This is a genomic window from Rhizobium sp. BE258 (assembly GCF_031457345.1).
In the GTDB taxonomy this organism is placed as follows: Bacteria; Pseudomonadota; Alphaproteobacteria; order Rhizobiales; family Rhizobiaceae; genus Rhizobium.
This window is the reverse complement of the sequence record NZ_JAVDWL010000004.1, coordinates 445,805-468,812: the sequence shown is the minus strand read 5'-3', so window position 1 is coordinate 468,812 and position 23,008 is coordinate 445,805. Positions and strand designations below refer to the sequence as shown.

The window sequence follows — 23,008 nt, the reverse complement described above, 5'->3', positions numbered from 1 at the left end:
GGTGCGAAATTGCTTTGGTCAAGAAGCGGCGGCCCAGAAAGGGTGCGGTTGGGCGCTATGCTGGTCGTTTTTGCTCATGCTATTGAGCATCCATTAGCCTACGAGCCAAAATTCGTCACGATGCTTGGACGATATGGCGTCGAATTCTTTTTCGTGATCAGCGGCGTCATCATATCTTACATCACCTCTGCACCTGGGGGCTTTTCAGGGCGGAAATTCGCTATCAAGCGAATATTCAGGGTCGCGCCACCGTATTGGGCCGTGACGATGTTCATCTTTCTTACCGCCTTGTACGCACCGAGTTTATTTAAAACTAACGGCGCTGCTGTCGCTTTTTATCAAGTCGTTGCTTTTGTCCCGACAGCACAAGGTGGTGATGATTGGCGGCCGCTGTTCAAGATTGGCTGGACGCTTAACTACGAAATGTTCTGCTACGCCATCGTCTTGACGACATGCTGGGTGAAGGGCGCGTCTCTGAGGATTAAACCTATCGCAACTATCCTTGTTTGTTGCCTTGCTCTTCACTTCGTGGTTCCGGCAAACAGTCTAGTATCTCTCTATGCGTCCTATCGCGCACTAAAGCGGCGGCCATACACCCAGCGGAGTTAGCAACGGCTTGTTTACGACGGATTTCGCCTAAAGGGTCTGCGGAAGGCCGAGACGCGATTTGGGCGAACGAGTTTCGTGACGGGCGTCACGGTCTGATCGGTTTCGATGGATGCAAAACGCCTCTGCTTGTCGTCCGGTCGACGTCTAACGGCTTCGGGGTACGACTGGTCGGCGCGATGCGCCGGGGCACTGCTCGCTTCGACGCCGTGATTGGAAAACCTCTCGCAGAAAGCTTCTACCCTGGCGCGTGACCCCAATTGGGTGAGGCTTTCAAGCACCAGCCCAGTAAAAGCGCGGTCGATATTAACTTAAGCCGATTGTTATAGTTGACGAAAAGTTAAAGTTGAGGTTTCCCTAGCGTGCGGTTATTTAACTCGTTCCATGGGGGACATTATGAAACTACGATATTTGGCGCTTGCGGGGGCCGTGGCGTTCTCCGCGCCAGCGTTTGCAGCAACACCTGTGCTGCATGACAATCCGTCGGTCTCGACGCAGCCGGCGACCTCAGCCTTCACGGGTTTGGTCTACGTCGAGCCGAGCGAGGAATGGAACAACCAGACGCAGACCTCTACGTTTACCCTAGCAACCAGTGGAATTTGGTCCTTCTGGACAGTCGCAAAAGCCGATCCGACTGCAAACGGCCTCTTCAGCGCGAAGCTTCTCGACAGCGTTGGAAACCTCGTGAAGAGAATTTCGTTTGAAATCGACGGCTCGGAAGGCTCGTACGTCGGCAAGTACTGGGACAATCTCAGTCTGGCCGCTGGAAATTACTCGATCGTCATCAAGGGGTCGGCTTTCACCAACAGCGGCATCACCGGCGCTGCTGCGGGTATCACCCAGACCGCCCCAGTTCCTGGTCCTGAAGCGGGTGCAGGCCTTGGCGCTCTCGCGCTCGGCGGCTTGGCTCTTTACATGACGCGCCGGCGCAAGGGCGACGTTGCCGCTGTATAAGCAATTCGCTGTCTAGTGACGATGAGAGGCCCCGGATGCGGGGCCTCTTTTCGTTTCGGACCATAGGCGGAGGGAAACTGGCGCTTCCTTGCGGATCTGAGGATGCAAGTGAGATTGGGGGCAATCCTGTCCGGGCGCGTGAGATACCATCCGTATTGGGGCTGTACTGACCCCGCGCTGCGCCATCACAGAAAACAGGGAGAGGCCCGATCCAGGGCCTCTCGCGTTGCTATAAACTATAGATTTTAAGCGGCTGCAACGCCGTCCTTGCGACGGCGCTGGATGTAGAGAGCGATTCCGCCGAGGGCAAGAGCGCCAATACCTGCGCCCGCTTCAGGGCCTGGCACGGGAGTAGGCAATGCGGTGTATGTCGCGTATCCACCGAGGTAGATGAAGGAGGCTGCGAATGACGAACCTGGCTGGCCCGTCGAGTAGGAGCGCAGGACGGTTACTTCGGGGATGTCCAGGAACTTTTCACCCCAGCTGTCATAGACGGTCGTGGTCCAGTTCTGTCCGGCCACTTGATTGAAAATCGCGGACCAGCCCGAAACCCAAGAAGCATAGACGGCCGAAAGATTATTTTCGTCGGTGTCCACTACCTGTGTGGGATTGACCGGAAATGCAGCAGCAAATGACGATGTCACACTGCAGATCGCAATTGATGAAGCGAGCATCAAAGTCTTCAAGTTCATGTTGTGTACCCTGTTGAAGTTATTCCTAATGAATCGTAAATGACACGTTGAAAAAAACGAGTCCAGCTTCCGGAATAACCCTTTTTGGGTATGTAGTTAAAATGACGGCTGCCTGCCGGCTGGCATCGACGGCCAATACTAAGGCGTGTCTTCCTCTCTAACGCCGCCTGAGGTGACACGGCCTTGAGCCAGCGTTTGTGCAGCGGCTTTTTTGCGCCTTACACGCCGGCCGCGACGGCGTTTTCAGGAGCTGATCGAAAAAGTTTCGGCTCAATCGCGCTCGTAGCCTAAATCTTCCTCGATTCTTGACACGTTCTGAATCATGCGTTCGCTTCCGAACGCGAGACAGTGAAACAGCACCTCATTGAACATGATTTCGAGCGCGCGCGTCATCACTGCGTCCGCGCCGAACAGATTGATGTCGGGCCGCGTGATAGTCGGGATATCGGCGTTCTTTTGGAAACGCGCCCGCGCCCCCCCCCCAAGATTGCGGCAGTCGTCGCGCGGCGGGCTTTCGCGATCCGGGCCGCGTGCACCGCTGCCCTTGTTTTCCGGGAGGAGGAAATAGTAGTTGCCAGATCATCTGGTTAGACGAGGGAAGCTCTGACGATCAGGTTGCGATGGCCTTCCGGAAGACGCGATCCGGATACAAAGCCGCATCGGACGCTTGCGCGCCGAGGGCAACCAAGTCGGATGCGCCAACTCCGAAGGAGCCGAATGGACGTGGCTTCTCGGATCAGATGAATGACAGGCGGGATCGGCGGAAATGACAGGAGATCTGCAAACCGCATTGCGCGAATATACGGGCTGTGGAAGACCGATCGAGATTGGCTTTGATCTTATTGGCGTCAGCCTCCTGAGTACACGCAGTCAAACCCGTGACGACCGCCTTGAAGAATCTCATCCTGTCAGCCACATGACGGATCTATGAGGCTTTCCGCTGACGCATCGTGACCTGATTTTGGCCCCATCGCATTCGCCAATATGAAAAATCCCCGTTGGCCGTCGCGTTCGCCGCCGATCACCCCAATCGTGACGCCACCCATGAACCTTTTCGCCAGGAACACCTGGTCGGCAACGAGTTTGAACGGGTTGATGCCCGACAGATCGTCGGCAGGCACAAAAAGAGCCCAATAGGTCTGCCGTTCGAGCTTGATACCGAGCCGGCGAAATTCAATGGAGCTAACCTTTGTCTTCGCTAGCGCCGCGGTGACCTTCGGCGCAAGGCAACCCATGTGGATGTGAAGATGGTCCTGGGTACGGTTGACCGCAGCATTGATCGCAAGGGCAACACCGTCCCATTGATCCCTGCCCTCAGGCACGGCCAACGACCGCTCATTCCACGCCATGGAAAAAAAGTTTGGTGCACCGGGCCCCAACAGGCGCGGATCCTCGATGCCGGGTATCTCCGCAAGCGGCGAAAATATCGTCCGCTGGCTGGCCATCGGCTCGCGGAGTACGGCATATGACAAGAGCGGGTCTGCCCCCTCCGATACTTTCAGACAGGGGAATGCGCCTCCGGAGAGTTTGAAGCTGATCTCGCAGGTTTTCAGGACTGTCGTCAAAGCGGACCGGCTGTCAATTGCGAGTGCAGCAGACGCCGTAAGCACGAAACCGAGAAGGATCGAAAGGAAACGTTTCATTGCGTTGCACAATATGGAATCGCGATGAGCGGTCAATAGACTGCGCTCCACCTGCGGGTCAATGCAGCAAGGCGTGACGGGCAAACGTCGTCGCCAGAAGCGAGCGGATGGCTGACAGTTCGTCCCGACGTGTATGTCACGCCGCCGTCACGCGACACCGCGATTTATTTTGACCATGATGTAGCGACAAGAATGGAACGCCGGGGCGCCACATGAATCTTGCAAAAATGACCGAAATCTACCGACTTGGCGGACGCGAGAAGCTCATTGCCGCGGTCGAGGAATTTTCAGTCGCGACACGAGCCGAGATGCTGGAAGACATTGAACTCGCCTCGCGCAACAAGTCATCAGACAGATCGAGCCAAAGCGTTCTGGAGAAACATCAGCACCACGAGGACTGCAGCTACTAGGGATCTCGACGTGTAGCGTTCCTCGTACGCATGGCTGACCTGACGTCTGTTTTGAGCGCGTTCGCAAGGCTATCCGCGCGACTGAAGCCATCTCCTGTTCGCGAAACCAGCCGCGACCCAATCTTGATCCCAGTGCCTGCTCAATTGTCGAAGGATTGAGCGCAGACCGGGCCTTCGAGCCGGGCGGAGATGGCGCGCCCAATTTGCGGGTTCATGAGGAAGTGACCATAGCCGCTCCGTCGCCGCCATCGGGTGACGGATAAAGGGTCCTCAGGTCTCCATGTGAGATAAGTGATCGCAGATGCAGGCCGCTATAGGGACAGGCCCGCGCCACGTGACTGCCAAAACTCATAACCTCATTCTCGTTACCTTCCCGCCTGCCACCTCTCGTAGCGTTCCAAAAGGATGGACGATTGTAAACCGCTAAAGATATGATGTCTCAAGCTGATGACCGCGCCCTGAATGCAGGCAATCGTGCTGGGCGGAACGTGCTCGATCGTCAATTGGCTCGTGGCGAGCGGAAGGCACCGCTGGTAGACAAGCTCACGCACGCCCGCCAGCAGATACTCATGAGCGCCGGCAAGGGTCCCTCCAATCCTGATCGTTCGGGGATTGAGAATGCTGACCGTATCGGCAACGACCTCACCCAGCGCTCTCCCGGCTTCGCGCAGAAAAGCAATTGCTTCAGGCACCTGATCGGCGACCTGACGGATCACATCGTGAGCATCTTCTGCATCGATACCCTTTTCGCGCAGACTGCGCGCGATCGCCCATCCGGCTGCGTGCGCCTCGAGGCAGCCCACCTTGCCGCAACGGCAGAGCGGGGCTGTCTCTCTGTTCAGCTGGATATGGCCAATATCTCCGGACGCGCCATCGGCACCTCTGTAAAGGCGCCCATCGAGGATGAAACCTGAGCCGATACCGGTTCCCATCTTGATAAACATGAAGTGATCGTTCGAACCTGGCGCCCTCGTGGCTTCAAACAAGGTCATTAGGTTGACGTCATTTTCGACGACAACCGGCACGCCCAAGCGCTTTGCGAGCCATCCGACGATGTCGACTTCATCCCAGTTTCGAAGGATGGATGGCCCCACCACACGCCTCGCCTTCACATCGATCGGCGCCGGCAAGCTCACGCCCATTCCGATGCGAAACCGCTCGCCTCCCAATTCATTCAGAAGCCCGTCAAGGCCCGATGCCACCAGTTCAAGCGAAGTGAGCGGCGGGTCGTTGCGGGCGTATTCAATCTCGCTTTGCTTCAAGACGTCGCCTTCAAGATCTGTAACGGCCAGGCGTATAAGGCTTTCCCCGACGTCAACTGCCAGGATGACGCCAAACCCAGGATCGGCTCCCAGCATTTTTGTCGGACGTCCGCCGCTTGGAACGGTCTCTGCCAGTTCAACCACCAGACCGGCGTCAATGAGTGGGGCAAGTCTCTGGCCGAGAGTGACGCGCGATACGCCCAGTTTATCCGAAAGATCGGCACGCGAGATATGATGGTCAGCGATTGAGGCGAAGAGATCGCTGCAAGCGCTGAGCGGCAGGCGATCGCCCAAAATGGTGCCGGCACCGCTTGTTAAGCCGCGACGCTTTGCTTCCGCCAAAACCTACTCCTATTCAACCCGCTCATTGACGCCGACACTCTAATCCTAAGCCAACCAGAGAACAGCCATTGGCGGCATAATCCCAGATTTTTTGCTGCAGGACATCCATTAGAAGGCGATCTTTTGATAATTATTTATCAAAAGATCGTTGACATATGTTTCCTTACAGATTTAACTGGTCGAAGAAATTGTCGTGACCTGCGGCCAAAATCTGGAATATGGCGTGTTGGAAGCTTTCATCATCGGATTGGATTTCGGAACTGAAAGCGCTCGCGGCGTGCTGATCTCGCTCGCGTCTGGCAAACAGGTCGACTTCGCGGTCGCGCCCTATGTGCACGCAACCTTGACCGACCAGCTACCCGACGGCACGCCCATCAAGGGCAGGATGTTTCTCCAGGTGCCCAACGACTATCTTCTTGCTGCCGAGCAACTGCTAAATCGGCTGGGTAGAGATCGCCAGGTGGTTTCGATCGGTCTTGATTTCACCGCAAGCTCACCCTTGCCTGCCGATATCAGCGGAGCAGCAATTGCGGATCAGCTCCCCGCGGAGCCGCATGCCTATGTCAAGCTTTGGAAGCACTCGGCTCAATCGCACGCGACGGGTCTGCTTGATAGTAATCCGGTCGTAGCGGCACGCTTTGGCGGCCGTCTTTCTGGCGAATGGTTCCTTGCCAAGGCTCTTGAGCTGTCGATTGATGCGCCAGAAATCTTCGCCCGGACGGATCGCTTCATCGAGGCTGGCGACTGGCTCGTGTGGCAGCTCACCAGAAACGAGCTTCGCAGCCGCGACTTTGCTGCCTACAAGGCTCAGCACGATCCTGTCGCCGGCTATCCAGGCGAACTTGCAGAAGATTTCATGGCCAAGTTCGGCCCCGTCGCCGACGTCGGCACAAGCGCTGGCCAAATGACCGCTGATTGGCTGGCAAAGACCGGTATCCTGGGCTCACCTGCCGTTGCCGTCGCGGTCATCGATTCCCACGCCGTCCTGCCAGCCGTCGATGATGGTGCGCCCGGCACTCTGGTTGGAGCTCTCGGCACGTCTGCTGCCTACCTTTATCTCTCCGATGATTTCAGTGTCCTGCCGGCCGGTGTCGAAGGCGTGGCATTCGACGCCGCCCTGCCCGGTCTCTGGTGCTATGAGGCGGGCCAGGCCGCTTTCGGTGACATTCTCGCCTGGTTTGCCCGATCCTTTCCCAAAGGCGACGACCTGGAGGCAAGTTTTTCCGCCTATAACAACGAGGCAGCAGGTATCGAGCCTGGCACGTTTCCGCTATTGGCGCTCGATTGGTGGAATGGCAATCGTGTCCCCCATTCCGATTCCCTCCTGTCGGGGTTGCTCCTTGGCTTGACCCTGCAGTCTTCGGCCGCCTGCATCTATCGCAGTTTGATGGAAAGCCTGTGCTACGGGACGCGATCGGTCATTGCCCTCTTCGAGGATGAGGGGATGAAGGTCGAGCGCCTCGTGATCACAAGCGGTCTGGCGGACCGCAACCCGCTTCTCGTACAGATCCTTGCCGATGTTACGGGCCGGCCCCTTACAATACCGCAGATTGACAATGCAACATGCGTCGGCGCGGCCATCCACGGTGCGGTCGCTGGAGAGGTCGTCAAGGATTTTCGCGAAGGATTTGCACGCTTCGGTGCGCGCCAGGCGCGAACCATCACCCCTCGGCCTCAATATGCCGGCGTCTACGACGCCATCTACGACCAATATTGCGCATTGTCGGCGGATACCAGGATCCACGAAGCCATGCATGTTCTGCGCTCGGTTGCGAGCGCCCACAAAGGTCAGGCGTCATCGCCTCACATCAATCGCGAGGTCCTGCCAAGCCGGGCCAGCGATAGGCCGTCTCAACGAGATAAGGTCTTTTAACCGTCTGAAGGGAGGAACAGATATGATCAAGCACAGTGGAAAAGCGACGACATCGCTCATCGTATTCGCGGCCGCGGCAATCAGCCTTGCTGCATCTGCCACGGCTCAAGCGCAGGATGCGAAATACACGATCGGCATTGTTGAACAGCAGCTCGCCAACCCGTTTTTTTCCCGCCTGCAGCAGGCTGGAGTGGCCCGGGCGAAAGAACTCGGCCTTGAGGTCATGACCGCGGAATCGAAGGTTGCCGGCGACTCAGCAAGCCAGATCAACGCTATTGAAAACATGATCAATCGCGGCGTCAAAGGCATTGTCCTCGACCCAGCAAACGCATTTGCGCTCGCGCCTATCGTCAAGACCGCACGCGATGCAGGAATTATCGTCGTCACGACAAACACCTCGCTGGATCCAGCAGATGCTGCCAACGCATCCTACGAGACGGACAATCTTGCAGCAGGCGACCTGATCGGAAAATGGGCGCGTGCACAGCTTGCCGGCAAGGAAGCGCACGTGGCAATGCTCGACTACGACCTCTCCGACAAGACGGCCGGGGCCCGCCACAATGGCTTCATGCAAGGCTTCGGATTGAAGGATGGATCTGCCGAGCTATCGGGGACTGCTCTCACCAAGGCCAATGTGGAGACCGGCCAGTCCAGTATGGAGAACCTCCTGTCTGCACATGGCGACATCAACGTCCTCTACACAATCAATGAACCGGCAGCTCAAGGGGCAGCCCTTGCAATTCAGCAGGCCGGTGCCACAGTCATTGTTACCTCGATCGACGGAAGTTGCTCGGGCGTGCGCTCGGTTGCCAGCGGCGAGATCGGTGCGACCGTCATGCAGTTCCCGACCAAGATGGGTGAGCTTGCGGTCGATGCAATCAATGCCGCCGTCACCAACGGCAAAACGCCGAGCGGCGTCAACAACTCGGGTACAATACTGATCACCGACAAGCCGGTCGATGGTATCGAATCCCAGACAAGCGAATGGGGCTTGAAGAACTGCTGGGGCGAATAATTGAGCACTCCACAAAACATTCAAGACAACGAAGCGGCGGGCACCTCTGGTGCCCGTCAAGAGAAAAGCCTCCGGGCTTTGATTTTTGCGTTTTTCTCGCAACCCGTGGCTGGCCCACTCGTCGCGCTCGTGGCCATCGTCATTTTCTTCTCGATGGCCACATCGACGTTCTTTAATCCGCGCAATCTGTCACTGCTGTTCCAGCAGTCGGTGGTGGTTGGTACGCTCGCGCTTGGTCAGACGCTCATCATCCTGGTCGCAGGCATCGATCTAGCCTGTGGCGCAATCATGGTCTTCGGTACCGTCGCGATCGGCAGTTTCGCTGTCGCCGGCAATGTCGGACTTGGCATTCTCGCAGGCTTGCTGATTTGCGTCACGGCGGCATGCATCAACGGGGCCGTCATTGCGCGCTTGCGCTTGCCACCTTTCATCGTCACGCTCGGTATGTTCACCGTCTTGCAGGCGGTCGCTCGCCTCTATTCCAGCTCCGAAAGCTACCCCATCAGCTCCGGGTTGCTGCGCATTCTCGGCAAGCCTGCCCTGACGACGCCGATGGTTGTCAGCTACGGCACGATCCTGTGGGTGGCTCTGACCCTCCTGCTATGCTACGTCCTGAACCAGACCGCATGGGGCGTACGCGTCTACGCAGTCGGCAACAATCCAACTGGCGCGCGTCTCAATGGCATCAAGGTGAACCGGGTTATCTTCTCGGTCTATGGCCTGGCCGGTCTATTCTATTTCTTCGCAGCCTGGCAGGCGCTTGGACGAACCCCGATCGCAGACCCCAGCGCCTACCAGCTTGCCAATCTCGACGCCATTACCGCAGTTGTCATCGGCGGATCGAGCCTGTTTGGCGGACGTGGCGGGGTGATTGGTACATTTGTCGGCGCCCTGATCGTCATCGTCCTTCAAAACGGCCTGACCCAGGCCGGGATCGATTCACTCTATCAACAGGTGGCAACCGGTATTCTCGTCGTGCTCGCCGTCACTGCCGACCAGTATGTCAGCAGGAGGAAGCGGTCATGACGGCAGCACCCTCTTTGCCAAGACTGGTCATGGAAGCGCACGGCCTGCGCAAGAGCTATGGCCACGTGATCGCCATGGATGGCGCCGATTTCGAACTGGCCGATAACGAAATATTGGCAGTCGTCGGAGACAACGGCGCTGGCAAGTCCAGCCTTATTCGAGCACTGACCGGCGCAGTCGTACCCGACAGCGGCGAGATTACCCTCGATGGCCGGCAGGTCAGCTTTCGCACGCCGCTCGATGCCCGCCTCTCTGGCATCGAGACGGTCTATCAGGAGCTTGCCGTCGCCACCGAACTCGATATCACCCAGAACCTGTTTCTCGGCCGCGAGCTCAGAAAGCCGGGCTTCATGGGTATGGTCCTCAGGCAACTCGACAAAAAGAGGATGCGCAACGAAGCTTTGGAGCACATGCGCAATCTGGGTATCCGCGTTCAGTCGATCCGTCAGAAGGTCGATACCTTGTCTGGCGGTCAGCGGCAGGCAGTAGCTGTGGCCCGGGCAGCCGCCTGGGGGCGCCGGGTCGTCATTCTCGATGAGCCGACAGCTGCACTCGGTGTACGCGAGACAAAGCAGGTCCTGGAACTGATCCGGCGCGTGCGCGCGCAGGGCCTTTCCGTGGTGATTATTAGCCATTCCATGCCTGACGTTTTCGAGATTGCCGACCGTATTCACATTCATCGGCTCGGCCGCCGCGCAGCCGTCGTCGCCACGAAGACCGTAACGATGAACGACGTAGTCGCCGTCATGACCGGCGCGGCAGCGCCCGATAGCCTGCCAACCGCAATCATCCATCAAAAGAAAGCCTGACAAAGGAAGCTGTTCATGCCGATACTGGATCGTTTTTCGCTCAAGAACAAAGTCTCGATGGTCACTGGCGGCAATCGTGGCATCGGCCGTGCGATCGTCCAGGGCCTTGCGGAAGCCGGCTCTGCCATCGTCATTGTCGGGCGTGACGCTGAAAAGAGCGCTGTAGCCGTAGAAGAGATCCGCAAGCTTGGCGTAGACGCCATCGCGCTTGAGGCCGATATGGCAAAGCGTGACGAGATCGAATCGGCGACCCAGGCGGCCCTGAAGCATTTCGGTCAGATAGACGTGCTAGTCAACAATGCTGGTATCGGCTTCCACGCCAACGCCTTGACCCTTCCCGATGAAGAGTGGGAACGGCTGTTCAGCATCAATCTGGAGGGCGTTTGGAAAGCCTCGCAGATCGTCGGCCGTCATATGGTTGAGCGCAAGCAGGGATCGATCATCAATATCGGATCCATTTCGGGTGAGATCATCAACCGGCCACAGTGGCATTCACCCTACGGCATCTCGAAGGCTGCGGTTCATCATCTTACCCGTTCGCTGGCTGCTGAATGGGCCAGCAGCAACGTACGCGTCAATGCCATTGCACCCGGCTACGTCAGGACTGAGATCGCCAGTACCGAATATGAGGACTATCGGCACTACTGGAAGGATGAGGTTCCGATGGCGCGCTACGGAAAACCAGAGGAAATTGCGCCGATTGCACTGCTGCTTGCGAGCGAGGCGTCAAGCTTCGTCACCGGGTCGGTCATTGTTGTCGATGGTGGATATACGCTCTGGTAGGGAATGAAGGTCGGCGGCTACCCGTGTCCGCGATCCGCGATGGACGGATGCCAGGACATTCCTAGAGATCGGAGATCGCGATAGTGCACTAGGTGACGATGTGCACAGCGATTGGTCCTTGCCGGGCCAGAACTTTTGGAAGACCTTGTGTTTTACTCTTTGCCGCCTTGAGCCCTCTTCCGAGGGCTTTTTCTATTGCCTACCGGTTCTTGTCCGAACCGCGATTTCAAATCCCATTCCTTTTAAAGTGTCGCCGATGTCTCTCATTCTCATCATATTCAGCTGATTGAATTCGACTGAGTATACGATCGCTCCCTCTGCCAGCGATACGGTTGTGTATCGTTCAAACGATGACGACAGCAAACGCTCCGCTTGGCTCATTGCCTGCTGCTCGGTCAGCGCATTAATCGACAATGTGAGCTCAATCGTCTTGGAAGGCGGGACCATTAAGGCCCGCACGACATCTTCTGAAAATCTGTTCTTGAAATTGTGGGGTCTGACCTTCGGTGTTGAAGCCAGATCCTCAATGACTGCCAGCCTCGCGGACAATGTGGCCATCTGATCTTGCATAATCTTCTCGTTATCCGTGGCCGTCTGGTCGAACTGGACTTTACCGCGGGAGAAGGTCACAGGATTGTCGATCTCGTGATCGGCGTCTATCGCCTCCTTCACCATGAGCTGCAGGGACGCGCGCAGATCGAAGATCGGACGGCCTCCGGCGCGAGAACTTCACCGAGCGCACTGAAGCCACATCAAAGGGTATCCGCTGCCCTTCGAGGTGCATGTGGATGATGGGTTTCTGGATTGTATGCCTGATGCCTATTTCATAGAAGGCGTTTGGGTTAAGCGTCGTGAGGTCAGCAATGACCAGCTCAGAGTCTAAGAGTGCGGTTATAACCTGCGTCGTGATTTGCCCAGGATTAGGCATCCGGTCAGCCCGAGCCACATGGAAATCCGGGAAATGCTCCCTGAAGACAGGTTCGATAATCTCTTCCAGCAACCAGTCTGCGTGGATGCGGTCGTCGCTGTCATCGTCGCCAATCGGCCCAACGACAAAGCAGGTTTTCTTTTCAGCAGCCTTCTTGGCCATGGCGTGCCCCAACTTCTGATACGCCTATCTGTAACAACCATTTAGAGAGTTACAAGCACCCGCGCTTCGCGCCAACCCCTTCCACCCTCACGGGTATAACGGCCAGAGCCCATGGCGCCAGACCGGTCCACAACACCAAAGCTCTGCCCGCTTGCCTTGGCGAGTTGCAACATGCGAGCGCGCACCGAGGCGCCGACGTTTTTGATTTCCTTAGCCATTTGCGGTCAGCGCCTCGAGATACGGACGGATTACTGTCCCAACGCCACCGCGCTCCGCTTGGTCAGCAATTTTGCCAGGAGTAGCCCTTCGTTGCTGTAGCGTCTCCTGCAGCCCCTCTATCGCTACGGATAGGCCAATCTTGTTGCGATAGCGAAAGCAATCGGCAATCGTCTTGGCGATTCCAAAAATCTTTACCGGAACGCCTTCCACGACGTGAACCTCGACGCTTTCGTTGAGAAGGCTGTCTGTGAAACGCACTATTCGCATAGCAGGACCGCCCGGTTGCGGGGCCCAGTCTTTGCGGCCTATGGCAAGCCAGATCTGTCCCGGAAGTTGATCCGTCAAGCCGTGGAAATTGAGGGCCGAAACTAGGCAGACAACGGCCTTCGGCGCGCGTTTGGCAATCTCCGCCAGACTATGGTTGGCATCGAGTTCCGCATCGGGAAGTTGATAAAGGCCACGAGCAAGCCGCATCACCTCGCCATCCCGTTCCATTCGACTAATGGTGGCCGCCGTCACGCCTGCGTTCCGCAGCTCCACCAGACGTGCTATCCCACGTTCAGCGAGCACGGTTCGGGCGATTTGGCGTTGCGTGACAGAAGCGGTCATTGATACAGAAACTCGGAGTATATAATCTATTGTCCGAGGATTTGTATCACAATCCCTAGACCTGAGACAGCCATCGACTGGCGAAGTCGTGAGCCAGTAACGAACCGTTTACCTTGAAGGGATTCGAGTTCGCGCGCAATCGGGCAGCAATGGTCAGGAGCATTCTGGCTTCACGAAGAGCAACCCGATGGGATCATCCAGGATTGTCGCTTGAATGGCGAAACCAATATCGTCCTGTCCGGTCGCGCATTTGCAGAACTACGGGTAATAGCGAACAGACCACTCATGGATTTTCGATATGAAGTGGCGCAAATTTTGGATGACTTCGCGATGGCAACTGTCTGAATGTCTGCGCTTGGCAGCAGGGTCATCCTCAGCCTCCAGTATCGCGGAGTGTTTCGTAGAGATACGAATTAAAGACCGTGCGAGGTCGATATCGACTTTCATGGCCCGAATAGGCTTTCATTGAAACCAAATTATCTTCGGAAGCGCTTCGATGCTCGATGCTTCGGCAGTTACCCGGCGCAAACATCCCGGAAGCCGGCATTTTGCATTCATGCGAAAAAAGAGAATTCCATTTCCCAAACACCGGAATCGTCGCTGCTCATAAGTCTACTTTTTTAATTGATAACCCAAGGGCCCTGCGGGTTTCCGAACTGCGCGACGAGAGCTGGACTAGGCCGCTGGACTTGGAGAAGTTCCTGAACGCACGCCCGTACGGGCGCGGCAGTAAGGTCGTCTTCCAAGTTACCGATCCAATCCTTCCGGAAAACACCGGGGTATGGTCCGTGTCAGCTAACGGCGCCTTGCGAAGCGACGAGAACCCTGCTTTTGAGCTATCCATACAGACGATTGCCGAACTTGCCTTCGGTGCGCAGTCAGCGGCCGTCCTTGCTGCGGCGGGCCGCATCACAAGCGACGCGGGAGATATTGATGCACTGAATCAGGTTTCCGCCTCGTCCGGTCCCAAACCATATTCGGGCATTTCATTTTAGCCAGCAAACCTGATGTCACTCTGATTTCGGAGAACTGCGTGCTTCTGCCGAGCTTCAAGCGTGAACGCGTCTACCTGATGCTGAAGGGAAAATACTTCGCATTGATCGTATCGTAGACATCGCTCGCCTGGATTTTCGCAAGGGCGCCATTCAGCTTTCCGAGCAAATCCTTGTCATCGGGACGCACCGCTATCCCCGCACCGTCACCGAAATATTCAGCATTCTTGATGTCCTCGCCCTTGAACTCGCAGCAGCTTCCGGCCTTGGTGTTGGTCAGCCAGTCATAGACCGCAAGCTTGTCTTCAAAGATGATATCGACGTTTCCTTCAGCCAGTTCCTTGTAAAGGTCGGGAGATGCCTGAACCACGGCCGTCGATACATTGGGATAGTATTTTTTCGCGTATGCCTCCTGCGCGGTTGCTGCAGTGACGCCAAGTTTCTTGTCCTTGAGGTCATTGGGCGACGTGCCTGCAATGTCGGAACCTTTGCGCACGATGAACACGGATGGGCTGTCGTAATATTTTGCAGAGAACGCCACTTTCTCGCGTCTCTCGGCGCTCATCGACATCGACGAAACGATGGCATCATACTTTTTTGCGAGCAGGTTGGGGATCATGCCGGTCCACTCCTGGATCACGAATTCGCATTTGAGCGCTGCCGCCTCACACACCGCTTTGGCGACATCGACGTCAAATCCCTGGAGCTGGTTCTCGGAGTCTAGGTAGTTGAACGGTGGAAATCCCCCTTCCACCGCCACACGGACGGTATCATGTTCGGCTGCCAGCGACGGAAACGGCGCCCCGCCGGCCAAGGCCATCACCGAACCCAAAACCAGCATCCGGCGCGTAATGAACATCTTCATTCCTGGCATGTTGCGACCTCACCGTTCGTTGCGCCTATCAGGCTGTTTGATGATGCCAATCAAACCATCAAAAATTTAAGATGCTTACCCTTTCCAGGCACTAAATTTGCGCATCCTTGAAAAGCTTTTCGTAATGAATGCGCGCCAGAATTGAAGACCCTGGGAGAGAAGCTCTTTGTCTGCATATGATCTGCCCCAACGTCTTGCCCAGAAAGCCGCCCGCTCTTCTGGAGCCACACTCGTGCTGCTCGCGATCAGCGGTGTTGCCATTCTCGGCCTCGTGTTCGTCGCGGCGCTTTGGGCGGGGAAAGAAAGTGACGCTGCGGCGTTGGACCACCAGCGCAAGCTCGTGAACGGCCGCCTTCAGGACCAGGTAGACCGGGTTTCGAAAGACATGCGCTTGATGGCTGCAGGCTTCTCGTCACTACTGTCGGAAAATGCGGTGGTCGCGGATGGCGGAAACGACAATAGCACCGCCGAAGCTTTCGCGACGGTCGCCACGACCGCGTTCGGATACAATGGCACGTATCTGGTCACATCAACCGGCGAGCTTGCGCTGGAGGCCGACGCCGAAACCGCCCGCCGGTACAAATGGATCCGTCCGCTCCTTTTGCCGATGATAAGGCAGGCCGATCTCAAGGGCCCTGGGCAGAGCGAGACGAACCCGGAGCGGATCCATGTTGCGCTGATGAAACTTGAGGGGCGGCCGTCTATTGCGGGCGTCACGAAAGTGACGGCGTCAATCGAAGCCAATGGTGCTAGGACAAGACTGGCGCAGCCTTTGTATCTCGCTGCTTTCCGCTTTCTCGATGGGGCCACGCTTGATGCGCTCAGCCGTGAGCAGGGCCTCGCCGGCGCGCGGTACGCGCGAACCGCAGACGCTGAGGCAAACGAGGTCGCTTTCCAGATCGAGGCAACTGCAACGAACGAGCCCATCGGTTTTATCATATGGGCGCCGGATCTTCCCGGCTCACGCGTCGTTGCCCGTCTCGTGCCCCTCCTTTCGGTCGCAGGACTGTTGATCGGCGGTCTGTTCTTCGCACTCATGGCACGGCTGAGAAAAAGTTTGCAGGAACTGGGCCGCAGCGAGGACCATGCTCGTCATCTGTCCTATCATGACGTATTGACGGGATTGCCCAACAGAGCGCTCTTTGCGGAGCGCTTTCAGCATTGTCTCGACACCCTGGATGCTTCTTCCGGATATGCCATCGTGGCACTCATTGACCTTGATCGCTTTAAAGAGATCAACGACACCTACGGACACCCGGCAGGAGACGAGCTTCTGCGCAGCGTTGTGATCCGGCTGAGCCCTCTGTTCGGAGAACGGGATATGCTTGCCAGGGTGGGCGGCGACGAATTCGCCTTGCTCCTGCCCCCTGGGAGCGCCGCGGGGCGAGCACTCCCGGAATTATGGGAGGAGGTCGTCTCCGAGCTCGCCAAGCCATTCAACCTGCGCAACGGCGATATCGTTGTCAGGATTGGCGGCTCGATTGGTGCTGTTACTGTCAACGACCGAACCTTAGCCCGCAGCGAATACCTTCGCCGCGCTGACCTGGCGCTTTACGAGGCCAAAAGCCATGGAAGGGGTCGGTGTGTCGAGTATCACGAATATCTCGATACTCGAAATGTCGAAAAGGACAACCTGACTCAGGATCTTCGTCTTCTTCTGGGCTCCGCCAGCGATTCCGTCACACAGGAACCTAAGGGCGAACTGGAAGTATTCTTCCAATCAGTCCACCTGGCTTCCGATGAAATGCCGCTGTCGGGTGCGGAGGCTTTGGTACGGTGGAGGCATCCGCATCTAGGGTTGCTCACGCCCGACATGTTTATTCCGATTGCCGAGGAGGCCGGCCTTATCGACCAACTTGGGGAATGGGTGTTGAGAACTGCCGCAATCAGAGCCGCATCATGGCCTTTAGGCATCACGCTGGCTGTCAACGTTTCGCCCTCCCAAGTCCGGCGCCGCGGATTTGGTGACCGCGTTCTTTCTATTATCAAGGAGGCCGGCCTCAGCCCCTCGCGTCTCGAACTCGAACTCACAGAGGCTGCGCTTTTCAATCTGGACCACGGCGCTCAGGAGACTCTTGCGATCCTTCGGGCGCACGGAATTCGCATTGCCTTGGATGATTTCGGAACCGGCTTCTCTTCGCTTAGCCATCTAATCCAATTCAATATCGACAGGATCAAGATCGATCGCTCATTCGTCAGTTTGCTTGGAAGCCAGGCCGAGGGAGCTGCCATCGTTTCGTCAATCATCGGATTGAGCAGAACGCTCGGAAAGACCACTACAGCGGAGGGTATCGAAACCCAGGGGCAACGCGACTTCCTGATTGCGGCCGGTTGCACCGATCTGCAAGGTTTCTATTTTTCTCGCCCGATGGCGGGCGTGGATTTTGACCGGATCATTGCCAGAAACGAGGATGGCAATACCAGGGCCGCGCATACCGGGTGATTCTTCCAAACACTGTGTTTCACGGCGCCGTACGCGATAAACGCGCAAGTCAGGCTGTCAGTTAAGGCGCTCCAGTGGACCGCTCTTTATTTGGAACGCGGAGACTTGGTGCGTTGATCAACGGGACCCCTACGCTCTTTTGTCCAGTTGTCCCGATGCAAATCCCTAGCTTTTGCAAACCCTTGAGAAAGACAATGCTTGCATTAGCGCCTCCTGTTGGTAGCATCCGCCTTCAGGGGATAAGTTATGACGATAGAAGAATTGATGGATCTGCAGGAAGCCGGAGCGAGAGCGTGTGTTTTGGGACTTGCCGGCCACGAGAACCCTTTCCTGAAAGCAGACAAACTCCCCGCAGAAAACCATGACGGATTGGCCGACTGGCTTTCCCGCCACGATGCGTGGAAATTTGGATGGGAGGCAGAGAACGCCAGCCGTGAGGGCAACCTCTTGCCGTATGTGCGAAATCTCCTGCCCCGCATCGAACAGATACCGGGTTAAGCACGTTGAGAACGCCGCAGCAGCATTGGCTTTGAAATACACCACAGGCGTTGTGAAACGAAAGCCAATGCGGTGAACATCCACGATCGTGACCGCTCAGTTCCGGAGCTCGACGTTCACGGGTCAGCGGGCGACTGGGCGGGCGCCAAGCCCAATCTCTTATATGCCTCATCCGGGGCTTCGTTGGCGCCCATAAGCTTTAACATCATGTCGATCATCCTGCGCTCTACCGCACCATCGGCAAGCGGCGTGAGCTGTCCAGGGTCTGTGACCAGATCATAGAGCCGCGTCTCTTTCTCCAACAGTGCTCCCGGTCCGTAATTCGAGTACATCGGTGAGCGCTGTGTGACCGGCACCTTCAGGAGGGGCACGCTTTTCGTCCAGCCAAATGGCGGGGACAACGTAGAGGCAGAGAGTTCCTCGGGCGTGAACGGCTGCGTGATATGCGTCGGCATCACGGTGTATTGGAAGATTTCCTGGGTATCGAGGTCGGCCGGAAACCGGTGATAGGTGTGGCGGCCGTCCGTAACATTGACCGCGCCACCGAAATAGCCAAACAGAACCGCTTCGCGCTGACGCTCCGCAAGGAGCGAGAAGCCTTCGGTCTCCGGAGGGGCTGCCACGCCAAAAAGGTCGAGAAAGGTCGGTCCGACATCGACCGACTGGGTCAGGCGGTCGATCCTTCGTGCGCCCGGCTTGCGTGGGTCGTGAACGAACAGCGGGATATGAACGATTTCCTCGTACATGTTCATCCGGTTCTTTGCCCAGAAATCATGCTCGCCGAGCAGAAAGCCATGGTCGGTCGTCACCACAAGGGCTGTATCCTTCCACAAATCGTGCTCATCGAAATAGTCCAGAAGCTGCCCGAGCAGGAAATCGCAGAGCGAAACGATCGCATAGTAGTTGGCCCGAAGCTCGTCAGCCTCTTGCGGCAGCTCCTCGACGCGGCCATATCGCGGCCAGTCCCGGATCGGACCATCCCAGTCCGTCTTGAATGGTTCCTTGAAGCGTTCGGGAGCGAAGAAGGGTTCGTGGGGGTCGAAGGTTTCGATCTGCAGCAGCCAGTCGTCCGCGTCACGATTGGCATCCAGGAATTCAAGGCCATGTGCAAAGCACTGGACGGAAGGAAAATCCTTCTCCTCCTTGATGAACTCGCGATTGATGAGATACGGCCCAAACTTGCCCATAGGACCCTTGGGCGCCTGCGCCTCGTGATACTTTTCCCGCAGCCGCTCCCAATGCGGCTGGACCATGGCTTTCCAGGGATCGGACTCCTGGCCGCGAACGAATTCGAAGGTGGAGTAACGGTTGTGATAGGTCGCCCCGCCATCCTCCCAATAGTGATAGTGGTCAGTGATCAGATGCGAATGAACGCCCTTCTGTTTGAGCAGTTCCGGGAACGCATTGTCGAACGGCTCAAGTGGCCCCCAGCTGCGATGCAGGAAAGTCAGCCGTCCGGTCAGGAGATCACGGCGGGCGGGCATGCAGGGCAGAGAACCCACGTAGTGCTTGTCATAGACCCTTGTACGCGCCGCCAGCCTGTCGAAATTCGGCGTCGGGATCCTGGTGCCGCCGTAAGCGCCAAGCATGTGCCGGTTCAATGAATCAAAGAGGACGAAGACAGTCTTCATGAGTGGTCTCCCTGAGGTCCGGAGGGCAGGTGCCGCATTATTTTACGGCTCCCATGGTGAGGCCCCGGACGATGAAACGCTGCCCCACGAACATCATGATCAGCGCGGGTATCGTAGAGAGGATCGAAGCGGCAGCCATCTGGCCGTACTGGACCTCGTATTGCTGGGCAAAGCGCGAGATCGCAACTGGAACCGTTGCGGTATGACGGCTGGTCAGCGTCAGCGCGACAGAGAACTCATTCCAGGAGAAGACGAAGGCAAGAACTCCAGCCGCGATAAGCCCGGGCACAGCCAACGGAAGGGCAACGCGCCAGAAGATTGAGGGCCGACTGCATCCGTCGACGAGCGCCGCCTCTTCGATCTCGTGCGGGATCTCGCGGAAATAGGCCATCATCATCCAGATGGTCATTGGAAGGTTCAGGGCGATATGCGTCAGCACCAGTGCCGTCAGCGTGCCCGAGAGATTCAATTCCCGGAAGATCAGATACCAAGGTCCCACGAGAGTGAGCGGTGGGATCATGTTGAAAATCAGCGTCCAGCCAAGGAAGACACGCGAAATCAGCGTGCGCGATTTGAAATGGACGAGAGCGTAAGCCGCAAGCGTTCCGATGATCAGCACGCCTGATGTCGACAGGATAGCAACGACGAGGCTGTTCCAAACGTTTTCGGGGAAATCTGAGCGCCGGGAATAAAGCACGTCGGCATAGTTGAAAGATGTTGGCTTAAAGAGCCACGATCCCTGCAGGATGTTGATCTCGTATTTCAAGGATTGAAGGAAAACCCACAGGAACGGAGACAGGATGACGAACACCCCGGCTGAAAGAAGGAGAATGCCGATCAGGCGGCTTGGGCCTCTCAGATCGAGCATCAGATAGCCCTCACGAAACGGCCAGCGCGATGCGCGACCCAAATGAATGCAATGGTCGCGGCAATCACGGCAATTGACAGCATTGAGCCGTATCCGAGATCATTCTGCTGGAAATAGACTTTGTACAGGTGGAGGCTGACGACCTCGGTCGATGTACCTGGACCTCCTGAGGTCAACAGGAAGATCTGATCGAAAACCTTGAAGGCGAGGATCGTGCGGAAAAACATCGCGACCAGCAGCGTCGGCCAGATCAGCGGTATGATGATCCGCAGGACAATCGTTCGGTTTTTTGCGCCGTCGATGCGGGCCGCCTCGATGACGTCGCCGGGCACTGCCTCGACGGCTGCGAACAGGATGAGGAAGACAAAAGGCGTCCAATGCCAGACGTCGACGATGACGACCGACAACAGCGCCAACGAAGTCGATCCGAGCCAGTTGATCGGTTGCAGCCCCACAAGAGTGACGGCTTGGTTCAGGACACCGAAGTCTAGGCTGTACATCAGCTTCCACATCGAACCGATCGCCACCGGTGGCATGAGGATCGGAATGATCAGGATGGTGCGCAGGATAGCCTTTGCCTTGCCCGCCGACGAGACAAGGATGGCAAGCACCAGGCCAAAGGCCAGCTCGATCAAAACGCTGATGATCGCGAAGACCACAGTGTTCTTTAACGCAATCCGGAAGATGTCGTCGTCAAGCAGCTGCCTGAAATTCTCCGCCGGGGTGAATTGCCAGATCTCACTGGCCCTCTCGAAGGTAATCGTCGAAAGAGACATGGCGATCAGCTCGCCAACCGGGTAGACGGTCAGAAGCAGCAGGAAGAGGGCGGCCGGCGCCAGTGCCAGCCACTGAAAATGACGGTCGATGAAGTCTGCTAAGGAACGAGGCTTTTCAGATCTTGTCGTCATGGCATGTTCCGCAGCCGCTCCTGGTGAGGAACGGCTGCCTGCTGGAATGACTATTCGGCGAGCGGGCTAAGGAGACCTGTCTTGCGGCCACCCTTCTTGAAGATCGCCTCGATATCCTTTGCGGCCTGATTAAGCGCCGCAGCGGAAGAGAGTTCGCCGATCAGCGCCTGGTTCAGCCGCAAGCCAAGCGCCTGGTTGACGGCCGGACCTTCCGAATAGCCGAGCAGCTGCTTGCCGTATTTGATTTCTTCCTGATATGCCGGCATCCAACGGAACTCGGGCCGATCCTTCAGGTCGGAGGAAAAGACGTCTTCGCGCACAGGGATCCCGCCGCCTTCGGCATAGGCATATTGTGCCTTGTAGGTGATGAACCATTTCGAGAACGCGAGCGCACCCTTCTTGCCATCGTCAGAGGCGTTTTTCGGAACGGCTAGCACCCAGTTTCCGATGGCAACGCCAGGCTCGCCGTCGACCTTGGCCTTTGGCAGGACAGCGGCGTTCACCTTGCCGATGACTGCAGACTTCTTGGGATCGTCGAAATTCGGGAAGGCTGCGACAACGGCATGGGCCTGCAGGCCTTTGCCGGTCTGGATCAGCTGGATGAGATCGCCCTGTCCGAGCGAGGCGTAGTTCTGCGGTCCGCAGGACTTCGAGATCTCGATGAACTTGTCGAGCGCCTGCTTGACCTCGGGGCTGTTCACCGTAACCGTGAAGTCGCCATTGGCGGCGTCCTTTTCGATCGAGCCGCCGTAAGACAACAGATAGGCCATGAAATCGTAGTAGATCGAGTCGCCCTTCTCGCCGCGCTGCAGGTAACCGTAGCTATCCGGCGGATTTTGGAGGACCTTGCAGTTGTCGAGCACCTGGTCGAACGTGACCGGGACCTTCAGACCCTTTTCCTTCAGGACATCGTCGCGATAGTAGAAAAGCTGGACGTTGCCGTTCGGCGAATATCCCATCAACTTGCCGCTCGCGCAGGTACGGAACTTCTTGGCTTCGTCCCAGCAGCCGCTGTCGCCAAAGGCGTAGACTTCTTTCGGGACCTGGAAGCTGGGATCGATCTCGTTCAAGGGCTGAAGGAAGCCGCCCTGATAGAATTCAACTGTGGAATTTCCGTTGATGTTGACAAGATCATAGGGGCTGGTGTCGCCGCTGCGCACGGCCGACCGTGCCTTCTCCAGCATTCCATCGAATGGCGTGACTTCGAGGTCAACCTTGTTGCCGGTCTGCTCCTCATAGAGGGCGACCACATTCTCGAACCCCTTGTACCAAGGCGATGCATTGATCAGGATCGTAATGGGCTCCTGCGAGCCCACATCCAAGAAGCTGTCGGCTGCTGCGGCCGGTGTCGAAAGGGCCGCCATCGTTCCCGCGGCAAGGAGAACTGCAAATCTGCTGATACTCATAGGGTTCCTCCGTCGAAATCGCATTTTCTAAGAGTAAGCCGACAAACGCCGCAAC

At 57.0% G+C, this 23,008-nt stretch carries 22 protein-coding genes and 1 pseudogene; 11 read left to right on the top strand and 12 right to left on the bottom strand.

Annotated features, from left to right (window positions below):
• Nucleotides 1-57 precede the first annotated feature (57 nt).
• Nucleotides 58-609: an acyltransferase family protein gene (locus J2X43_RS16810; RefSeq protein WP_310295507.1), complete on the top strand. Its 552-nt coding sequence runs from the start codon at nucleotides 58-60 to the stop codon at nucleotides 607-609.
• 393 nt (nucleotides 610-1,002) lie between these two features.
• Complete coding sequence (locus J2X43_RS16805) at nucleotides 1,003-1,560, top strand: hypothetical protein (RefSeq protein ID WP_310295505.1); 558 nt, start codon at nucleotides 1,003-1,005, stop codon at nucleotides 1,558-1,560.
• 245 nt (nucleotides 1,561-1,805) lie between these two features.
• On the opposite strand, the gene J2X43_RS16800 is transcribed toward J2X43_RS16805, so the two are convergent.
• On the bottom strand, nucleotides 1,806-2,252 hold the full coding sequence (locus J2X43_RS16800) for a hypothetical protein (RefSeq protein ID WP_310295503.1): 447 nt from the start codon (nucleotides 2,250-2,252) through the stop codon (nucleotides 1,806-1,808).
• A gap of 908 nt (nucleotides 2,253-3,160) precedes the next feature.
• Nucleotides 3,161-3,895, bottom strand: coding sequence for a CDP-diacylglycerol diphosphatase (locus tag J2X43_RS16795; protein WP_310295501.1), 735 nt, complete (start codon nucleotides 3,893-3,895; stop codon nucleotides 3,161-3,163).
• Between the two features lie 212 nt (nucleotides 3,896-4,107).
• Here J2X43_RS16795 and J2X43_RS16790 point away from each other — a divergent pair, with 212 nt between their 5' ends.
• Nucleotides 4,108-4,305 carry a hypothetical protein gene (locus tag J2X43_RS16790; protein ID WP_310295499.1) on the top strand — a complete coding sequence of 66 codons (198 nt, stop codon included), beginning with the start codon at nucleotides 4,108-4,110 and terminating at the stop codon, nucleotides 4,303-4,305.
• A gap of 365 nt (nucleotides 4,306-4,670) precedes the next feature.
• On the opposite strand, the gene J2X43_RS16785 is transcribed toward J2X43_RS16790, so the two are convergent.
• A complete protein-coding gene (locus J2X43_RS16785; RefSeq protein ID WP_310295497.1) occupies nucleotides 4,671-5,909 on the bottom strand; it encodes an ROK family protein in 1,239 nt (412 codons plus the stop codon).
• A 223-nt stretch (nucleotides 5,910-6,132) separates the two neighbouring features.
• Between J2X43_RS16785 and J2X43_RS16780 the strand changes: the two genes are divergently transcribed.
• Genes J2X43_RS16780 through J2X43_RS16760 form a run of 5 tightly spaced genes read left to right on the top strand, consistent with a single transcriptional unit; the run spans nucleotide 6,133 to nucleotide 11,415 of the window.
• Nucleotides 6,133-7,782, top strand: coding sequence for an FGGY-family carbohydrate kinase (locus J2X43_RS16780; RefSeq protein ID WP_310295495.1), 1,650 nt, complete (start codon nucleotides 6,133-6,135; stop codon nucleotides 7,780-7,782).
• 22 nt (nucleotides 7,783-7,804) lie between these two features.
• Entirely contained in the window at nucleotides 7,805-8,797 is a 993-nt protein-coding gene (locus tag J2X43_RS16775) for a substrate-binding domain-containing protein (RefSeq protein ID WP_310295493.1), read from the top strand.
• The gene (locus tag J2X43_RS16770; protein ID WP_310295491.1) at nucleotides 8,798-9,823 is read left to right on the top strand and encodes an ABC transporter permease; all 1,026 of its coding nucleotides are present in this window, start codon (nucleotides 8,798-8,800) and stop codon (nucleotides 9,821-9,823) included.
• Nucleotides 9,820-10,632, top strand: coding sequence for an ATP-binding cassette domain-containing protein (locus J2X43_RS16765; RefSeq protein WP_310295488.1), 813 nt, complete (start codon nucleotides 9,820-9,822; stop codon nucleotides 10,630-10,632). The genes J2X43_RS16770 and J2X43_RS16765 overlap by 4 nt, the downstream gene beginning before the upstream one ends.
• A 15-nt stretch (nucleotides 10,633-10,647) precedes the next feature.
• Nucleotides 10,648-11,415, top strand: coding sequence for a glucose 1-dehydrogenase (locus tag J2X43_RS16760; protein ID WP_310295486.1), 768 nt, complete (start codon nucleotides 10,648-10,650; stop codon nucleotides 11,413-11,415).
• Between the two features lie 192 nt (nucleotides 11,416-11,607).
• Here the strand turns inward: J2X43_RS16760 and J2X43_RS16755 are convergent, their stop codons facing one another.
• The 4 genes and pseudogenes from J2X43_RS16755 to J2X43_RS16740 form a co-directional block, all read right to left on the bottom strand.
• A complete protein-coding gene (locus J2X43_RS16755) occupies nucleotides 11,608-12,090 on the bottom strand; it encodes a hypothetical protein (protein ID WP_310295484.1) in 483 nt (160 codons plus the stop codon).
• Nucleotides 12,026-12,505 (bottom strand): hypothetical protein, encoded by a 480-nt coding sequence (locus tag J2X43_RS16750; protein WP_310295482.1) that lies wholly within the window; start codon nucleotides 12,503-12,505, stop codon nucleotides 12,026-12,028. Before J2X43_RS16750 ends, J2X43_RS16755 begins: the two co-directional genes overlap by 65 nt.
• Nucleotides 12,506-12,633: 128 nt before the next feature.
• Nucleotides 12,634-12,723: pseudogene (locus tag J2X43_RS16745) on the bottom strand (nucleotidyl transferase AbiEii/AbiGii toxin family protein); the annotation flags it as partial.
• Nucleotides 12,716-13,333 (bottom strand): type IV toxin-antitoxin system AbiEi family antitoxin domain-containing protein, encoded by a 618-nt coding sequence (locus tag J2X43_RS16740; RefSeq protein WP_310295479.1) that lies wholly within the window; start codon nucleotides 13,331-13,333, stop codon nucleotides 12,716-12,718. The pseudogene J2X43_RS16745 and the gene J2X43_RS16740, both read right to left, overlap by 8 nt.
• 503 nt (nucleotides 13,334-13,836) lie before the next feature.
• Between J2X43_RS16740 and J2X43_RS16735 the strand changes: the two genes are divergently transcribed.
• Nucleotides 13,837-14,328 carry a sterol carrier protein domain-containing protein gene (locus J2X43_RS16735; protein ID WP_310295477.1) on the top strand — a complete coding sequence of 164 codons (492 nt, stop codon included), beginning with the start codon at nucleotides 13,837-13,839 and terminating at the stop codon, nucleotides 14,326-14,328.
• Between the two features lie 70 nt (nucleotides 14,329-14,398).
• Here J2X43_RS16735 and J2X43_RS16730 read toward each other — a convergent pair whose 3' ends face one another.
• Nucleotides 14,399-15,184 (bottom strand): transporter substrate-binding domain-containing protein, encoded by a 786-nt coding sequence (locus J2X43_RS16730; protein WP_405049602.1) that lies wholly within the window; start codon nucleotides 15,182-15,184, stop codon nucleotides 14,399-14,401.
• A 247-nt stretch (nucleotides 15,185-15,431) separates the two neighbouring features.
• Here J2X43_RS16730 and J2X43_RS16725 point away from each other — a divergent pair, with 247 nt between their 5' ends.
• Nucleotides 15,432-17,642: an EAL domain-containing protein gene (locus J2X43_RS16725; RefSeq protein ID WP_310295475.1), complete on the top strand. Its 2,211-nt coding sequence runs from the start codon at nucleotides 15,432-15,434 to the stop codon at nucleotides 17,640-17,642.
• Between the two features lie 246 nt (nucleotides 17,643-17,888).
• A complete protein-coding gene (locus J2X43_RS16720; RefSeq protein WP_310295473.1) occupies nucleotides 17,889-18,140 on the top strand; it encodes a CrpP-related protein in 252 nt (83 codons plus the stop codon).
• Nucleotides 18,141-18,256: 116 nt separating this feature from the next.
• On the opposite strand, the gene J2X43_RS16715 is transcribed toward J2X43_RS16720, so the two are convergent.
• Genes J2X43_RS16715 through J2X43_RS16700 form a run of 4 tightly spaced genes read right to left on the bottom strand, consistent with a single transcriptional unit; the run spans nucleotide 18,257 to nucleotide 22,953 of the window.
• Nucleotides 18,257-19,771: a sulfatase gene (locus tag J2X43_RS16715; RefSeq protein ID WP_310295471.1), complete on the bottom strand. Its 1,515-nt coding sequence runs from the start codon at nucleotides 19,769-19,771 to the stop codon at nucleotides 18,257-18,259.
• 37 nt (nucleotides 19,772-19,808) lie between these two features.
• Nucleotides 19,809-20,639, bottom strand: coding sequence for a carbohydrate ABC transporter permease (locus tag J2X43_RS16710; RefSeq protein ID WP_310295469.1), 831 nt, complete (start codon nucleotides 20,637-20,639; stop codon nucleotides 19,809-19,811).
• A complete protein-coding gene (locus tag J2X43_RS16705) occupies nucleotides 20,639-21,547 on the bottom strand; it encodes a sugar ABC transporter permease (protein ID WP_310295467.1) in 909 nt (302 codons plus the stop codon). Before J2X43_RS16705 ends, J2X43_RS16710 begins: the two co-directional genes overlap by 1 nt.
• A 50-nt stretch (nucleotides 21,548-21,597) precedes the next feature.
• Nucleotides 21,598-22,953 carry an extracellular solute-binding protein gene (locus tag J2X43_RS16700; protein ID WP_310295465.1) on the bottom strand — a complete coding sequence of 452 codons (1,356 nt, stop codon included), beginning with the start codon at nucleotides 22,951-22,953 and terminating at the stop codon, nucleotides 21,598-21,600.
• Between the last annotated feature and the right edge of the window lie 55 nt (nucleotides 22,954-23,008).

Excerpts from the sequence above, each read along its gene's own strand:
- J2X43_RS16750 (WP_310295482.1), bottom strand. The coding sequence starts at position 12,505 with ATGGCCAAGAAGGCTGCTGAAAAGAAAACCTGCTTTGTCGTTGGGCCG.
- J2X43_RS16715 (WP_310295471.1), bottom strand. The coding sequence starts at position 19,771 with ATGAAGACTGTCTTCGTCCTCTTTGATTCATTGAACCGGCACATGCTT.
- J2X43_RS16730 (WP_405049602.1), bottom strand. The coding sequence starts at position 15,184 with ATGTTCATTACGCGCCGGATGCTGGTTTTGGGTTCGGTGATGGCCTTG.
- J2X43_RS16710 (WP_310295469.1), bottom strand. The coding sequence starts at position 20,639 with ATGCTCGATCTGAGAGGCCCAAGCCGCCTGATCGGCATTCTCCTTCTT.
- J2X43_RS16755 (WP_310295484.1), bottom strand. The coding sequence starts at position 12,090 with ATGGTGAAGGAGGCGATAGACGCCGATCACGAGATCGACAATCCTGTG.
- J2X43_RS16800 (WP_310295503.1), bottom strand. The coding sequence starts at position 2,252 with ATGAACTTGAAGACTTTGATGCTCGCTTCATCAATTGCGATCTGCAGT.
- J2X43_RS16740 (WP_310295479.1), bottom strand. The coding sequence starts at position 13,333 with ATGACCGCTTCTGTCACGCAACGCCAAATCGCCCGAACCGTGCTCGCT.
- J2X43_RS16790 (WP_310295499.1), top strand. The coding sequence starts at position 4,108 with ATGAATCTTGCAAAAATGACCGAAATCTACCGACTTGGCGGACGCGAG.
- J2X43_RS16760 (WP_310295486.1), top strand. The coding sequence starts at position 10,648 with ATGCCGATACTGGATCGTTTTTCGCTCAAGAACAAAGTCTCGATGGTC.
- J2X43_RS16735 (WP_310295477.1), top strand. The coding sequence starts at position 13,837 with ATGCTTCGGCAGTTACCCGGCGCAAACATCCCGGAAGCCGGCATTTTG.
- J2X43_RS16720 (WP_310295473.1), top strand. The coding sequence starts at position 17,889 with ATGACGATAGAAGAATTGATGGATCTGCAGGAAGCCGGAGCGAGAGCG.
- J2X43_RS16810 (WP_310295507.1), top strand. The coding sequence starts at position 58 with ATGCTGGTCGTTTTTGCTCATGCTATTGAGCATCCATTAGCCTACGAG.
- J2X43_RS16700 (WP_310295465.1), bottom strand. The coding sequence starts at position 22,953 with ATGAGTATCAGCAGATTTGCAGTTCTCCTTGCCGCGGGAACGATGGCG.
- J2X43_RS16765 (WP_310295488.1), top strand. The coding sequence starts at position 9,820 with ATGACGGCAGCACCCTCTTTGCCAAGACTGGTCATGGAAGCGCACGGC.
- J2X43_RS16775 (WP_310295493.1), top strand. The coding sequence starts at position 7,805 with ATGATCAAGCACAGTGGAAAAGCGACGACATCGCTCATCGTATTCGCG.
- J2X43_RS16805 (WP_310295505.1), top strand. The coding sequence starts at position 1,003 with ATGAAACTACGATATTTGGCGCTTGCGGGGGCCGTGGCGTTCTCCGCG.
- J2X43_RS16705 (WP_310295467.1), bottom strand. The coding sequence starts at position 21,547 with ATGACGACAAGATCTGAAAAGCCTCGTTCCTTAGCAGACTTCATCGAC.
- J2X43_RS16795 (WP_310295501.1), bottom strand. The coding sequence starts at position 3,895 with ATGAAACGTTTCCTTTCGATCCTTCTCGGTTTCGTGCTTACGGCGTCT.